The following is a 14,049-nucleotide window of genomic DNA, read 5'->3' on the forward strand; positions in this document are numbered from 1 at the left end:
AGACATCCTTAAAACTTTAAGGTTTAGCGATCGCCTAATTTATGAAAAATACAGCTCATACAGTTACTTTTATATTACATTGCAAATATCTATGTAACATGTAAAGATGCCAGCGCTCATTGCTATAACTGATATCATGTCCGTTTGAATAATTAGACTTTGGTGGAAGGAAGGCAGGAGGCAGAAGGTTATCTAGGATAGCAGGAGGCAGAAGGTTATCTAGGATAGCAGGAGGCAGAAGGTTATCTAGGATAGCAGGAGGCAGAAGGTTTTCTAGGATAGCAGGAGGCAGAAGGTTTTCTCAAGAGTGTCACCTTAATTTTATACACGCTCCGATGCTACCGGACATGATATGATCAATGAAGTGGCCATTCTTGAGAGTGTTGAGACTGTGTAATATCATGTCCGGTTAAACAGTGATAAATAAATAACTACGGAGTCCTCAGGAGTCAACCCACCCCTAACCCCTCCGGTGGAGGGGAAGTCAGGAGTCAGGAGGAAAGAGGTAATAAAGAAGAACAACAGCAGAAGAAGGAGAAAGTTTTTTTATAACTAATTATCCGGGATTGCACATTAAAGAATGATAATAGATTTTAAACTGTACATATATTGAGGAAAGAATTATCCAAAAATATCTACTTTCGGATTTTATCATTCCTGATTGTGCAACGCCAATTATCCGGACATGATATAATCATAGAATCTTTCTTAACGCTAATTTAGACTTGATTCTTAGATTAGTGATCAAAAGTAAAAAACTAGGAAAGATATCGCGTTATTATTATTTTTTTAAGGTTTGAGACTTTAAGTAAAAAACTGCAACAGAACTTAAGTCTGTAACGAAATTTGTCTCCCTGCACTGCTGAACCCAACTAATGGTACTATAGCTAATTATCTGAACTTAATAGACATCTCCTAAAATTCAAAATAAAATCAATTCTTATCCATAAATTGTCAATTATCAAAATAATTGGGTCGCGCAACGCCGCCTTAAGAGGCGAAATATTTTTGGATAGTTGCTCAAATCCCCGTTACAAAAATAACTTCTAACTTCTGACTTCTGACTTCGTTAATTCTCCCTGTTCCCTGATCCCTGTTCCCTGTTACCTCTTTTCTGGAGATGTATAATATAAATATGTTGTATCTTATCAGGAGAAAAGCATGATGATAAGTAAGGATATTATGGAGCAAGTTACTCAAAGCTACAAGGTAATGCTGGCTTATCACCAGCAGGTTGGAAGCTTGTTTAAGGTTCTAGATAACCGATTCGCATCTGAGCATAACGCCAAAAAATTCTTACCTATATCCCTAAATAAGCTGTTCTCAGTTTGTGATGACGAGTATATGTTCTTAGATAACTATACTTTATTAAATCGCAAAGAACCTTACGATTCAGGACTACCATTTTGGTTAGGTCGCTTTTATGTTAATGCAGATTATTTAGTAGACGATACTCCTATCGATGATTATCCAGCAAAGCAAGTGCAGTATATAGCCTTTGTTTGGGTTTGGGTAGGATGTGACGATCCTAATGTAGTTGATGTGGACGAACCCGAATGTTGGATTGCTATTATTGAGCCAAAACCTACTCATCCTGAAACTCGGATTTATGATGTTGCGGAAATGATTTGGAAATGGATACGTATTGAAACAACAGCGGAAGAAGAATCAGACGGATGGATTGTAGGTCGTTTTTCTCCTAATGATTTCGGGTCTGAACTAAATGGTTTTTGGCACGTCAAGCGTTTCCCTCTAAAGGATATTTCGAGTATATATCACATCTACAAGCTCATCATTAATCCATTAACTGAAAAGCTAGCTCAGTTAGAAGGAGGCAAGAGCATCAGATGATATCCGGCAAATAGTTTGTAATATGTCAGATCAAATCTGGTAGCATTTGTGTAATTTAGATAAGGAGTCAGGAGTCAGAAGTCAGGAGTCAGGAGGGAAGAAAAATTTAGAAAGATTTGCCCTATGGCGCTCAGATTTTTATACCGAATTAAGCAGATTTGAGATCATTGGGAGTGGAAAGAATTGAAACAATGCAGTCACTAGACTTGGGAATTGCTTTCGGTTTGTCATGCTTCGCCAACGATTGATCAACGCAATAACGGTTATTTACAAGCACATAATATCAAATTAAAAATGTTAGGACTTACGCAGCACAAAGTATTTCCGTCATTGCTAACGATAGGGAATCAATCTGAAATCCCAGTTTTTCCTACTTTATGCGTAAGTCCTGAATGTATCAAGTAATGCTCAATCAGGAGAATTAGTAATGAAAAAGCGTCAGTTAGGAAAGACCAATATTGAAATTAGTGAAGTTGGTCTAGGTACTTGGCAACTGTCAGGGGATGTGTGGGGAAAAAAAACGGAAGCAGAATATATTCAGGCAATTGAAGCAGCAATAGATGCAGATATTAATTACTTAGATACGGCTTTAGACTACGGAAATGGTTATTGTGAACAGGTAATCGGTAAAGCTTTACAGGGAAATTCTTCGGTAGTAATTTCTAGTAAAATTCCGCCTCAATGCGATGACTGGTCTCCAAAACCTCAAAGTAAGATTCAGGATTATTTTTCCTCTGATTGGATCGTAAAATGTTGCGACACTACTCTCAAAAATTTACGGCGGGAGTGCATTGATATTTTATTTTTGCATACTTGGAATCTGGCCTGGGGTCATTGTACGGAATGGTATGAAGCGATGGTAAAGCTAAAAGAACTGGGTAAAATTAGAGCCATTGGTATATCGGTTGGCGATCGCCGTGCTGGTGAAGCTAATAGTCATATTGAAGCAGGGCGGATTGATGTTGTTCAGGTGGTTTATAATATTTTGGAGCAAGAACCTGAATATACATTGTTTCCGATGGCTCAAAAACATCAGGTCGGGATTATAGCACGCTGTCCATTTAGTTCTGGTGCATTAGTTAGTGGCTGGACACACTCTCAAAAGTTTCCACAAGGGGATTGGCGTGGATTATGGACTCCTGATGATTGGGTAGCAAGACAGGTAGAAATGGTTGATTTGATTAAACCAATTGTCAAAGATATTAATTTATCTATGTCAGAGATAGGGTTAAAATATATCCTGAACAATCAAACTGTTACTTCTGTGATTCCGGGTTCCTCAAGTACCGAGCATATTCGTAGGAATGCTTCTGTAGCTAGATTACCTAATCTTTCGGAAGATATATTGCATAAATTGCAGCAACTTTGGTTGGATAGGAAAATACAAGGAACTTATAATGGCGGAGCTTAATAATCTACATTAAAATTTAGTATAAAAGAAACAGTCAGAAGTCAGGAGGGAAGAAAGGAGGAAAGAAGAAAAGTAAAGATAATTTCAGTATTTCTTCGGTACTGTCAGTTCTTGAATTTTATTTATAACTGACCCGTCCGAACATGGTATAATGCCTAATATCAATTCTATAAATTTTTGCTACAAATAGCTAGGGTATTTCTTAGGAGTCAACCCACCCCTCGCCCCTCCCCCTCCTGGGAGGGGAAGTCAGTCGAACTGAGTCACACGGGAATGGTTTCAATACCAGTTTTGAGCTAGTAAATTCTCTTTTTCTCTTGATGCGCGTTCCCTCTCTTGGTTAGCATTCCCTCTCTTGGTGCGCTACCAGGTGCGACTGTCGTAGTCGCGGGGTCGCACCGCTTTATCAAAGGGACATTTCCTGTAAAGTATGCACGACCGCGTCAGCGGAACGGAGTTCTATCGCACTTATTATTCGTAACATTCTTTTTTCAAATTAGTATAAGACCTTGAATAGCCAATGTAGCAATATTTTTTGAAAATCGTATTACTTGTTTACCACTACCGGAATTTTTACCCAAAAACAACTCCCTACACCAACTTTACTGGTTACTTCAATTTTGCCTCCGTGAACCTGAATCAAGGTTTGAGCGATCGCCATGTCTAACTCTGTTCCTTGTTAGAAAGAGATTTGTTATGGAATACATTTATTACCATTAACACAAACCTGCTTTCTATACAATTTTATACAATAACACTGGATTTGATCTTACCGAAAAATTGTGGGTATGCGCCTCCCCTTTTAAGGGGTTAACGAAGTCAGAAGTGATTTTTTTAACGGGGATTTAAGCCTCGCTCCAAAAATATTTCGCTTTAAAAGGCGGGGTTGCGCGACCCAATTATTTTGAGAAAAAAAAGAGAATATTCCTGATGTCAAGCCTCCTGATTGCAGAGGTACTGATAACTAATAACTGATAACTATTGAAGAAGGAAACAGGAGACAGGAGACAGGAGACAGGAGGAAAATTACATGGGGATTCGCTCCCCCAAGTAATGCGTGAACACTCCAGTTGACGGTGGGGTATTAAACCCACAAAGAAAATGATAACTAATAACTGAAATGACCTACCACTATTTTTTTAGTTTAATTTTTATGGTCAAATACTTCATAAATTAACTGAATAAATTTGCCATCTTTATCGTATTTAATAATCATTCGTTTATACTTATTTTCAATTACCATCTTACCTACTACCAGTTCAAATTCTTCTCCTATTTTTACCTTTTCAGGAACATTTATAACTATACCATCAGGCAGAAAAAATGTTTGATTTTTACCTGCAGTTGGATCTAACTCAAGTTTTGTCATTTCTGCTTCTTGAGAAATTTGTAAATCGGGAGTCATAGACTGTTTTTGCCCCACCCAATTTCCCGATATATTTTTTAATTCTGCTCCTGGTTTTTGTTCAGGATAACTATTAAGATGTTCGCGAATTTGTGTAAACCCTGCTAACTCACCATTCTCTCCATAAATAGGAACAACGCTAGTCCGAAAATTTTGATGTTCAAAAAATAATTCACAACCAAAACGATTCCCTATTTTTAATTGTGGACACATCCAAGTTTTGGCTTCTTTACTGAAAGATAGTGTCCTCATTGATTCAAATGCCGGATGAATCATTCCATCTGGTTGATTAGCAATTTTTTTCTCAATTTGCCATTGTTTTTCTTCGGTACTACCATCAGCATAAGTATAATTATTGTGGTGAGTAATTACTGTTTTATCCTGATTAGCTGAGAATTTTCTGATTCCTTGAAAAGAGTTTATAACTTCTAACTCTGGAGAATATCTAGTCCAAATACCATACCAAGCTGTTCCTTCTGGGGTATGATTTCCGAATAGGTTAGTCCAATTTTGTTCTTGTAGATTCATTGCTAATTAATTATTTTGTTTGACTAGAGAAATTATATCAAATAGTAAATTACTTCCGTCGATACTCCACATTCACAACAAAAAACCCATTTTCAAATATGGCAATAAAAAAATGGGAGCCTTTAGAGCACGATTTTTCAGTAAAGTTTTTTAACCAGCTAAATTATTCGTAGCATTCTTTTTTATATTTCATATTAGGCGTTGCATAAATGCGGGATGATTTTAATAGTTTTGTGGAATGAGCATCTTACCCGTTCCCACGCGGAAGTTAAAGGTCAAAAGTATTGCTTGGTAAAGCTTTTAGGATTTTTTAACTGGTTAGTTATTTCTGCCATTCTGCACTAGAGAAATAGAATAGGGGAAAAAGATGGAAATTTCCCTCCAAATTCACCATCTCCCTACAGTCCCCACACTTAACTAATAACCCCAAATAACCAATTTCCCAGGGTGGAATGAATCAAAAAATTATAAATTTATCCAGTTTTCCACAACTGTTGTAGTCGTGTTCCATGATAACCAAATAAAACTAGAAAACAAAAAATTTGAAAATAATAATTTTGAATTAAAGGTACATAAAATGTGTAGATTTTTCGATTATTTATTAATTCTAAAACAATATGTAAAATTGCAATTATAAACACAACAAAAAATACAGGCCAAAATAAATGATAAGCGATCGCCTGACTCAAATCTCCTCGTGCAACTGCCATCAGGGAGCGGGTCAACCCCCATCCAGGGCAAGGAATACCTACATAATGTAGCAGTGGACATCCGATAAAAGGTATCTTCAGCCCAAAATTTAAAAAGTAGCTGCCAATAATAGGAAGAAGAGCGATCGCCAGATAAACATATCGCTGACATCGTTCTTTATCTGATAAGAATTCAGAAAACTTTTGCATTTCAACTTATTTATCAAAATAATTGGGTCTAAAACCCCACCTTTTAAGGCGAAATATTTTTGGAGAGTTGCTCAAATCCTCTACTTCCCCTCCTGGGAGGGGTTAGGGGTGGGTTAACTTCTGAGTTCTGAGTTCTGACTTCATTAACGACTACGCAATATATCCCAACCAAAACAACTGAGATAAATTACAATTGTTGCTGCTTGTTGAAAGATAACTAATTCTATAGTTTTGAGCAAAAAATTAGTCTCTGATTGAGAATAAGCAGCCATCGAACCCCCTGCCAGAATAGCAATAAGAATCAAAAAAATTACTTTCCTGTATTTAAGTTTGAGCATTATTCAAATTACTCCTGTAGTTAATCAATATTACTACTTCCTTTGTTGAAAAAACTTTAGGTAAATGCTACATATCCAAAGACAAAGAAAGCTGCAAAAGGAATGATACATATCAACAGTAACCAGGGAGATTTATTCAACTTCTTAAATATTGTTACCCAAGCCATAATTGATTTAATTGCAGCAATGATATTAACACATGGAATATAAGATAAAATTGTCCATAGTACAGGTTTTTCCTCATCAGCAGCTTTGAAAGTAATGTATGTACCTAAAATCGGAATCCAAGCATACCAAGCATCTTCAACATTTAATTTTTGGTAAATCTTATAACAGAAAAACGCCGTTATTAAGTATCCCGCAATAGAAACTAAGTTTATAGCAGTGATAAAAGCATCAACCATAGCTGGGTCTATTTTTTTAAGAGCATCAACCACAGCTGGGTCTATTTCCGGTGGTGGAGTTATTACTTCCTCTGCCGAAAAAATTGGTAACATCATACCAACTGCTGAATTAACTACTAAAAATTCACTCAGATATAACATTTGTCTTAATTGATTAAGGTTAACAAACTGCCTCAGTTTTTTCTGGTTTTTCTAGACATTTTGGCAGTTAATTCGGTAGTACTCGGAATTAATGGTAAAGAAATATTAATTGGGAATTGGGAGTTGTTAAAAACCCTCTACCATAATTATTCACGACTACCTAATTCCTAATAACTTAATAAACCATTTATTATGAAAAAATCCTCAATATGTTTATAAACTTTAAGATTTTCACTATAACTAAATCCTCCATGTCCACCCCCTGAAATAGTTAATAATTGATTCGGTACATTAACTTGATTAAGTGCTTCATGAAATTTCACAGCATGATTATATGGGACACTTAAGTCAGCATCGCCGTGAACAGTAAAAATTGGTGGGAGTTCAGAATGTATATAATTAATAGGAGAAATACTCTCGGCAATTTCCAAGCGATCGCTCTGGTTGCCCATCCACTCCAGAGCATAATCTCGAATATTCGGCCCCTCAAGTAAATCTTTGACATTCGTAATGCCATACCAATTAACTACCGCAGCTACCTTCAATTCTTCATCAGCAGAAGTAGGTAACATAGCAGTTGTCATGGCTAAATGACCTCCGGCAGAAAAACCACTGACAATGATTTTTTCCGGATCGAAATTGTACTTCTGGGAATTTTTTATCGTCCAACCTAAAGCAGACTGACAGTCTGTTACTGCTGCGGGTGCTAATGACTGTGCTGCCAAACGATACCCCACATTCACAATGGAAAAACCCATTTTCAGATATGGCAATAAAAAAAATAATTCCACTTCTTTTGGGCGGTCTACCCAACCACCACCGTGAATAAAAATAACTACTGGGTGGGGTTTGGTGGTGAGGGACTGGTAAATGTCTAATTTTAAATCGTAGTTATTGACAGTCAAATATGTAATCTGTTTATGAATACGATAGTTGTTGAAAAATGCCACAATTTCAGCAGCGGGATTTGATAATATTTTCCAAGTAATTATTGGTAAAAAGTTATAGCCAAGAAATACTGCTTGATATGATGCTTTAGATAGATAATTATTTAACATTTCTGAAAAAGAGGGAGTAGGGAGTAGGGAGTAGGGGGGAAATAATTGATAATTTATGTAAGCATTTCCTAGGTGATGCTGCGCAAACAGCCGTCAGCTATCAGCTATTGTTTTTGCTCTTGCTTTAAACCCTATATTAAGGGATATTATTAAGCCAGAATCTAGTCATAACTAAATTTTACAAAAGCAGGTTACTTTGACCTTAAAGTCTATATTTATTTAAACATTTTCGTAAGCATTCAGCTATCAGCTTCATTCCCTTGAATTGTATGAGTTAAAAACTCCAAACAAGTCTTTATTGTGCTTAAATTTATAGGTGAAATGTAGTCAAGTAAAACTAATTTTGTAAGCATTTCCTAGGGAATGCTGCGCAAACAGCCGTCAGCTATCAGCCATCAGCTATTGCCTTTAGTTTTAGATAAAAGCTTTACTAATTGAGTCAGAATTTATACTTACGCTTGACTTTCTTGTAAATCAAGTGTATTACCATTAGCTTTCCCGGAAGGAAGACGAAATACTTTGACTTCTTGATTAGGTTGCTATTGATAAATTGTATTTTCTGGAATATCGCTAAATAGTAAAAAACCTTCAGGATGCCAGACAGGTCTCTCGATAAATTTGAAACCTTCTACTACTTTTTTTACTTGTGCATCTTCCCCAACAATATCCTGTAAATTTTCGACTGAGTTAGCTTGAGCTAATTGGAAATAATTATTTTTAGAAACAAGAATATTATTCTTTTTAGCTTCATATCTACTATCATTAGATATAGTAGCTACTGTTGTTAAAAAACACATTGACTTAATCATCAAAATTTTTATAATTGACATTTTTTATTTCTAGTTGATTTTGCTTTTTGCTGTATTGACTAGGGGAAATATTAGAGAATTGACCTTTCCTTTCCTAGTAATAAGTAGTGGCGTGATACGCCTAAAAAGTTGTAATAGTAGGGGCGGGTTCCGCGTTAAATTAATGGTGTTACAAATTATCTGATGAACCTGCCCCACCCCAAGGATATAATGCTTGCTCAATATTAAATTTAGATGAACCCGCCCCATCCCCCTGTGTCAGTCCAGTAGTACAGTTAATTTTTAACCTGCTATAATAATAAATTAGATATTTTTTCAAATCCTCTATCATTTGTGATACCAATCATCAAAAATCATACTGCAAAAAGGAAACTAGGAAATTTTGCCGAGAATTGATTTCTCTCTCATCCTAGAAACTATTGATTTACATCATTGTTGACTTTCTCTTAATTTATTCTTGCTTTTTAACCTGCTATAATAGTCAATTTGAAAAAAATTAAAATTATCTATCATTTGCGATACCAATCATCAAAAATCATACTGCAAAAAGGAAACTAGAAAATTTTGCCGAGAGTTGACTTATCTCTAATCTCTTAATTTATCCTTCCTTCTTTATTCTTGCTTTTTAACCAGGGATAATAGTAAGATAGGTATTTTTTTAAATTATCTTTCATTTGTGATACCAATTATCAAAAATCATAGGGCAAAAAGGAAACTAGAAAACTTTGCCGAGAATTAATTTCTCTCTCATCCTAGAAACTATTTATTTACATCATTGTTGACTTTCTCTTAATTTATTCTTCCTTCTTCCTTTTTTAGCTAGTACAATAATAAATTAGATATTTTTTCAAATCCTCTATCATTTGTGATACCAATCATCAAAAATCATAGGGCAAAAAGGAAACTAGAAAATTTTGCTGAGAATTGATTTCTCTCTCATCCTAGAAACTATTTATTTATCAGGACTTACGCAAATACACTACACAAGGGTTATTGGTGCCTTACGCTAGCGCTAACACACCCTACCAATAGCGTTCATGTGTAAGTCCTATTTATATCATTGTTGACTTTCTCTTAATTTATTCTTCCTTCTTCCTTTTTAAGCTGGTACAATAGTAAAATAGGTATTTTTTCAAATTATCTTTCATTTGTGATACCAATTATCAAAAATCATAGGGCAAAAAGGAAACTAGAAAATTTTGATTTATATCCTTCTTATTTCTTCCTTCTTCCTTCTTCCTTCTTTCTTATGATTTATTCTTCCTTCTTCCTTTTTAAGCTGCTACAATAATAAATTAGATATTTTTTCAAATTATCTATCATTTGTGATACCAATCATCAAAAATCATACTGCAAAAAGGAAATCATAAACTATTTATTTATATCATTGTTTCCTTCTTCCTTCTTCCTTCTTCCTTCTTCCTTTCTTACTTTATATAAATAACTCTCATGCATATTCCTAACTTACATACTTCTCTAGCAACAACACTTCGTAACCGACGACAAAAATTAGCAAAATTAATCAATTTTCCCGTCATACTTTGGTCAGGAAGTCGTAGTCCCCGCAACTTTCCAGCTAATACTTTTCCCTTCCGTCCTAGCAGTCATTTTCTCTATTTTGCTGGACTACCTATTGAAGATGCTGCTATACATTTAGATGGAGAAAAATTAGAACTATTTATGGATAATGCACCACCGAGTAGTCTACTTTGGCATGGAGAAATGCCTAGACGCGATCACCTAGCTGAAATTATTGGTGCTGATGCTGCTTTTCCTATGCAAGAATTGAAATCTCGCGCCACAAATGCTGCGACTATTTATGTGCAAAATTATCCTACTCAAACCACACAATTTAAAACTCTGAATAGAGATATTTCTGCACCTAATAACCCCAAAGAAATTGACTTAGAGTTAACAAAAGCGATTATCTCTTTAAGACTTAGCCATGATGCCACAGCTTTAACAGAAATAAAACAAGCAGTAGCAGTAACTGTAGAAGCTCATAAAGCTGGAATGGCAGCCACCAAAAATTCTAAATTCGAGTCTAATATCCGAGCCATAATGGAGAGTATTATTATCTCTCATAATATGACTTGTGCTTATACCAGTATTGTGACTGTACATGGAGAAGTTTTGCACAATGAACAATATCATCACCCCCTACAAACAGGAGATTTACTATTAGCAGATGTGGGAGCAGAAACAAATTTAGGTTGGGCGAGTGATGTGACTCGAACTTGGCCTGTTTCTGGTAAATTTTCTCCCACCCAACGAGATATTTATGATGTAGTTTTAGCTGCTCATGATACTTGCATTGCTCAAATAAAACCTGGTATTGAATATTTAGATATTCATCTATTAGCAGCTCAAGTTATTGCAGAAGGGTTAGTGAATTTAGGGATTTTAAAAGGTGAAGTAGAAGATTTAGTAGAAATGGATGCTCATGCCTTATTTTTTCCTCATGGAATCGGTCATTTATTAGGTTTAGATGTTCACGATATGGAAGATTTAGGAGATTTAGCTGGATATGAAATAGGTCGGGAGCGTAGTAGTCGTTTTGGTTTAGGTTTTCTACGATTAAATCGTCCATTAATTCCCGGAATGTTAGTCACAATTGAACCTGGTTTTTATCAAGTACCAGGCATTTTAAATGACAAAGAAATGCGTCAAAAATATCAAGATATTGTGAATTGGGAAAAGCTAGAAAAATTTGATGATGTTCGAGGTATTAGAATTGAGGATGATGTTTTAGTAACTCCAAATGGTGCTGAAGTTTTGACTCAAGAATTGCCTAGTGATATTGATTCAATTGAAAACTTAGTCGAATAATTTTTTAGGTCAATAAATCAATTCAATATCAGCATTTTTAATTTTGGATAAAAATTGTCACAGAAAAAGTTCACTATTTATTCTGTTAGTGGGATTGGTAGAGAATATAACTTACATCTAAAATATTAAAAATCAATATCAATACTAAGAGAAATTAATACATAGACGCACAAACTTTTTTTGAATTTTGTATAACTGACAACTAAAATGACCAATAACCCAAATGCCAAAACCATCCTTATCCTAGCAGCTAATCCTAAAAATACTGCCCCCCTAAGATTAGACCAAGAAATACGAGAAATAGACGAAGGGTTACGCCGAGCTAATAAACGAGACCAATTTCAATTACAACAAAAATTGGCTGTCCGTGCCCGTGACTTTTATCGAGCTATTTTAGATTATCGACCTCATATAATCCACTTTTGCGGACATGGTACGGGACAAGATGGTATTGTTTTGGAAGATGAAATGGGAAAAATGGTGCTGGTTCAGACAAATGCTCTGGCTAGTATGTTTAAATTGTTTGCGAAAAAAAATGTCGAATGTGTACTTTTAAATGCCTGTTATTCGGAAGTACAAGCGGAGGCAATTAGTCAATATGTTAATTATGTTATTGGCATGAATAAGGCTGTAGGAGATAATGCTGCGGTGGCTTTTGCTGTGGCTTTTTATGATGCTCTTGCTGCTGATTATGAGGTGGAGGAAGCTTATGAATTAGGTTGCTCACAAATGATGAGTTACCTAGAACATCAAACTCCAATTTTAAAGAAAAAAGATTTAACTGATACTTCTATAAATGATGAGAATTTAATTACTGATGATCATATAATTCCCCCTAATCCTTATCAAGGTTTATCGGCATTTAAAGAGGAAGATGCCGACTTCTTTTTTGGGCAATAAAAGTTTGTGAATAAGTTAGTTGAAGTAACTCATAAACAACCTTTAATTGCTGTAGTTGGACCTAGTGGTAGTGGTAAATCTTCTTTGGTATATGCGGGATTAGTTCCTCAATTGAGAACAGAAAAAAAATGGTTGATTGAATCATTTCTTCCGGGAAAAGAACCGTTTTTATCTTTGGCTTTTGTGTTGGTTGGACAATTGGAACCGGAAGCGGGTGAAACGCAAAAATTGCGGGAGGCGACGGGATTAGCAAGTGATATGCAGGAAGGTAAAATCACTTTTTCACAGGTAGTTAATCGCATTTTAGAACGTAATCCAGGTCAACAATTATTGTTAATTGTTGACCAATTTGAAGAATTATATACCCTTTGTCGGGAGAAAGAAAAACAGGAACGTTTTGCTGAAGCATTGTTAACAGCTATTAGAGAAGAAAATGTTAAACTGGTTTTAACATTACGGGCGGATTTTTATGGATATGTGCTTTCTTATCGTCCGTTTCGAGATGCTTTGCCGGAATATACGCCACAGTTACTTAGTTCGATGAAACGGGAAGAATTACAACAAGCAATTGAATTACCTTCTCAAAAATCAGAGGTACAATTAGAGGCAAAATTAACAGAAATAATTTTGGATGATGTGGGAGAAGAACCCGGAAATTTACCATTATTAGAATTTGCTTTGACTCGGTTGTGGTCAAAACAGGAAAACCGAGTATTAACTCATCATGCTTATGAGGAAATAGGAGGGGTAAAAAAAGCGATCGCTAATCATGCAGAACAAATTTTTCAACAATTAAAAGAGACAGAGAAAAAACAGGCAGAGCGAATATTTGTACAATTAGTACGTCCGGGGGAAGGTACAGAAGATACGAGGCGTGTTGCTACCCGTGGGGAAGTGGGAGAAGATAATTGGAATTTAGTCAGTTATTTGGCGGGGTATCAAGCGAGGTTGGTGGTAACGGGGAGGAATGAACAGGAAAATACGGTGGAGGTAGTGCATGAAGCCTTAATTCGAGAGTGGGGAACTTTGCGGGATTGGATAAATGCTAGCAGGGAGTTTAGAACATGGCAGGAACGTCTGCGGGCGACAATGAGTTATTGGCAAGAGAATAACCGAGACCAAGGAGCTTTATTGCGGGGAGTGGCACTCGCTCAAGCACAGGAACAACTGACACAACGTCAGGAGGAACTTTCCCCAGACGAAGTAGAATTTATTCAGTTAAGTCAGCAACTGCAAGAGCAGGAACAAAAAAGAAAACAACGGCAACGTCAACGGATATTTGCAGGGTTGGTTACATTTTCTGTGATGATTTCTCTACTTGCTGTGTGGTCAGAAATGCAACGACGGCAAGCTATAGCAATGAGCGCTGGCATCTTTACATATTACATAAATATTGATAATGTAACATAAAAGTAACTGTATGAGCTGTATTTTTCATAAATTAGGCGATCGCTAAAGGTTAAAGTTTTAAGGATG

12 protein-coding genes and 1 pseudogene are annotated in these 14,049 nt (G+C 35.8%); 5 read left to right on the forward strand and 8 right to left on the reverse strand.

Annotation, left to right across the window (positions count from 1 at the left end; genetic code table 11):
* The first annotated feature begins 1,161 nt into the window (after positions 1 to 1,161).
* Both F6K27_RS29275 and F6K27_RS29280 read left to right on the forward strand, forming a co-directional pair.
* Entirely contained in the window at positions 1,162 to 1,851 is a 690-nt protein-coding gene (locus F6K27_RS29275) for a hypothetical protein (RefSeq protein ID WP_124143101.1), read from the forward strand.
* Between the two features lie 427 nt (positions 1,852 to 2,278).
* On the forward strand, positions 2,279 to 3,262 hold the full coding sequence (locus F6K27_RS29280) for an aldo/keto reductase (RefSeq protein ID WP_287279459.1): 984 nt from the start codon (positions 2,279 to 2,281) through the stop codon (positions 3,260 to 3,262).
* Positions 3,263 to 3,809: 547 nt separating this feature from the next.
* On the opposite strand, the pseudogene F6K27_RS34125 reads toward F6K27_RS29280, so the two are convergent.
* From F6K27_RS34125 to F6K27_RS29315, 8 genes and pseudogenes are all read right to left on the reverse strand, one after another.
* Positions 3,810 to 3,926, reverse strand: a pseudogene (locus tag F6K27_RS34125) (hypothetical protein); the annotation flags it as partial.
* Between the two features lie 480 nt (positions 3,927 to 4,406).
* Entirely contained in the window at positions 4,407 to 5,195 is a 789-nt protein-coding gene (locus F6K27_RS29285) for a DUF3598 family protein (protein WP_287279460.1), read from the reverse strand.
* Between the two features lie 473 nt (positions 5,196 to 5,668).
* Positions 5,669 to 6,094: a DUF2752 domain-containing protein gene (locus tag F6K27_RS29290; protein WP_287279461.1), complete on the reverse strand. Its 426-nt coding sequence runs from the start codon at positions 6,092 to 6,094 to the stop codon at positions 5,669 to 5,671.
* A 143-nt stretch (positions 6,095 to 6,237) separates the two neighbouring features.
* On the reverse strand, positions 6,238 to 6,432 hold the full coding sequence (locus tag F6K27_RS29295) for a hypothetical protein (protein WP_287242139.1): 195 nt from the start codon (positions 6,430 to 6,432) through the stop codon (positions 6,238 to 6,240).
* 56 nt (positions 6,433 to 6,488) lie between these two features.
* On the reverse strand, positions 6,489 to 6,977 hold the full coding sequence (locus F6K27_RS29300) for a DUF5684 domain-containing protein (protein WP_287279462.1): 489 nt from the start codon (positions 6,975 to 6,977) through the stop codon (positions 6,489 to 6,491).
* 167 nt (positions 6,978 to 7,144) lie between these two features.
* Positions 7,145 to 8,035 (reverse strand): alpha/beta hydrolase, encoded by an 891-nt coding sequence (locus tag F6K27_RS29305; protein ID WP_287279463.1) that lies wholly within the window; start codon positions 8,033 to 8,035, stop codon positions 7,145 to 7,147.
* 539 nt (positions 8,036 to 8,574) lie between these two features.
* Positions 8,575 to 8,865, reverse strand: coding sequence for a hypothetical protein (locus F6K27_RS29310; RefSeq protein ID WP_287279464.1), 291 nt, complete (start codon positions 8,863 to 8,865; stop codon positions 8,575 to 8,577).
* 148 nt (positions 8,866 to 9,013) lie between these two features.
* Positions 9,014 to 9,175: a hypothetical protein gene (locus F6K27_RS29315; protein WP_287279465.1), complete on the reverse strand. Its 162-nt coding sequence runs from the start codon at positions 9,173 to 9,175 to the stop codon at positions 9,014 to 9,016.
* A 1,118-nt stretch (positions 9,176 to 10,293) separates the two neighbouring features.
* Here F6K27_RS29315 and F6K27_RS29320 point away from each other — a divergent pair.
* From F6K27_RS29320 to F6K27_RS29330, 3 genes are all read left to right on the forward strand, one after another.
* The gene (locus tag F6K27_RS29320) at positions 10,294 to 11,673 is read left to right on the forward strand and encodes an aminopeptidase P family protein (protein ID WP_287279466.1); all 1,380 of its coding nucleotides are present in this window, start codon (positions 10,294 to 10,296) and stop codon (positions 11,671 to 11,673) included.
* Between the two features lie 207 nt (positions 11,674 to 11,880).
* On the forward strand, positions 11,881 to 12,573 hold the full coding sequence (locus F6K27_RS29325; protein WP_287279467.1) for a CHAT domain-containing protein: 693 nt from the start codon (positions 11,881 to 11,883) through the stop codon (positions 12,571 to 12,573).
* Between the two features lie 6 nt (positions 12,574 to 12,579).
* Positions 12,580 to 13,983, forward strand: coding sequence for a hypothetical protein (locus tag F6K27_RS29330; protein ID WP_287279468.1), 1,404 nt, complete (start codon positions 12,580 to 12,582; stop codon positions 13,981 to 13,983).
* Positions 13,984 to 14,049: the final 66 nt, after the last annotated feature.

This window comes from Okeania sp. SIO2F5 (genome assembly GCF_010692685.1).
In the GTDB taxonomy this organism is placed as follows: Bacteria; Cyanobacteriota; Cyanobacteriia; order Cyanobacteriales; family Microcoleaceae; genus Okeania; species Okeania hirsuta.

Bases quoted from the DNA above. Each gene is read 5' to 3' on its own strand.
- F6K27_RS29315 (WP_287279465.1), bottom strand. From the start codon at position 9,175: ATGATAGAGGATTTGAAAAAATATCTAATTTATTATTATAGCAGGTTA.
- F6K27_RS29300 (WP_287279462.1), bottom strand. From the start codon at position 6,977: ATGTTATATCTGAGTGAATTTTTAGTAGTTAATTCAGCAGTTGGTATG.
- F6K27_RS29275 (WP_124143101.1), top strand. From the start codon at position 1,162: ATGATGATAAGTAAGGATATTATGGAGCAAGTTACTCAAAGCTACAAG.
- F6K27_RS29325 (WP_287279467.1), top strand. From the start codon at position 11,881: ATGACCAATAACCCAAATGCCAAAACCATCCTTATCCTAGCAGCTAAT.
- F6K27_RS29295 (WP_287242139.1), bottom strand. From the start codon at position 6,432: ATGCTCAAACTTAAATACAGGAAAGTAATTTTTTTGATTCTTATTGCT.
- F6K27_RS29310 (WP_287279464.1), bottom strand. From the start codon at position 8,865: ATGTCAATTATAAAAATTTTGATGATTAAGTCAATGTGTTTTTTAACA.
- F6K27_RS29305 (WP_287279463.1), bottom strand. From the start codon at position 8,035: ATGTTAAATAATTATCTATCTAAAGCATCATATCAAGCAGTATTTCTT.
- F6K27_RS29290 (WP_287279461.1), bottom strand. From the start codon at position 6,094: ATGCAAAAGTTTTCTGAATTCTTATCAGATAAAGAACGATGTCAGCGA.
- F6K27_RS29280 (WP_287279459.1), top strand. From the start codon at position 2,279: ATGAAAAAGCGTCAGTTAGGAAAGACCAATATTGAAATTAGTGAAGTT.
- F6K27_RS29320 (WP_287279466.1), top strand. From the start codon at position 10,294: ATGCATATTCCTAACTTACATACTTCTCTAGCAACAACACTTCGTAAC.
- F6K27_RS29285 (WP_287279460.1), bottom strand. From the start codon at position 5,195: ATGAATCTACAAGAACAAAATTGGACTAACCTATTCGGAAATCATACC.